This window comes from Pseudomonas sp. NPDC088429, from assembly GCF_044753305.1.
In the GTDB taxonomy this organism is placed as follows: Bacteria; Pseudomonadota; Gammaproteobacteria; order Pseudomonadales; family Pseudomonadaceae; genus Aquipseudomonas; species Aquipseudomonas rustica.
This window is the reverse complement of record NZ_JBIVMX010000053.1, coordinates 1-835: the sequence shown is the minus strand read 5'-3', so window position 1 is coordinate 835 and position 835 is coordinate 1. Positions and strand designations below refer to the sequence as shown.

At 62.5% G+C, this 835-nt stretch carries 1 protein-coding gene; it reads right to left on the bottom strand.

Features of this window, described 5'->3' with window-relative positions; genetic code table 11:
• Positions 1–835 (bottom strand): TGS domain-containing protein (locus ACIP66_RS21670; protein WP_400650781.1); only part of this gene is annotated, 835 nt, incomplete at both ends.

Genomic DNA, 835 nt, shown 5'->3' with positions numbered 1-835 from the left:
ACGCTACTGGCCAGCAGAGCGATCAGGCCGCGCTGGTGTTCCAGCTCGACGCGCAGTTCGACGTTGAATTCGCCGGTGACATCCTTGGCCCACGAGAGCTGGATGCATTTTTCCGGGTTGTGCCGGATTTCGCTGATGTTGCGGCAGTTGTCGAGGTGCACGACCATGCCTTTGCCCGCCGACAGGTGCCCGACAATCGGGTCGCCCGGGATCGGCGTGCAGCACTTGGCGTAGCTCAGTACCAGACCTTCGGTGCCGCGAATCGCCAGCGGGCCTTCCGGGCTTGGCAACTGTTCGCCTTCGCCGAGCAGTCGGCGGGCGACGACGTAGGCCATGCGGTTGCCCAGGCCAATGTCTTCAAGCAAATCTTCGATCAGTTCGAGGCGGTACTCGGTGAGCATCGCTTTGACGCGTTCGGCCTGGACTTTCTCCAGCGAACTGTCGAAACCGTTGAGCACCTTGTTCAGCAGGCGTTCGCCGAGGCTGATGGACTCGGAACGGCGCTGCAGTTTCAGCGCATGGCGGATGTGCGTGCGGGCCTTGCCGGTCACCACGAAATTCAGCCACGCCGGATTTGGACGGGCGCCGGGTGCGCTGACGATCTCGACCGTGGAGCCGCTTTGCAGCGGTTCGGACAGCGGTGCGAGACGACGGTTGATCCGGCAGGCGATGCAGCTGTTGCCGACGTCGGTGTGTACCGCGTAAGCAAAGTCGACCGCCGTGGAGCCTTTCGGCAGCTCCATGATCCGGCCTTTCGGCGTGAACACGTAGACCTCGTCCGGGAACAGGTCGATATTTACGCTCTCGATGAATTCCAGCGAGTTGCCGGCCCGTT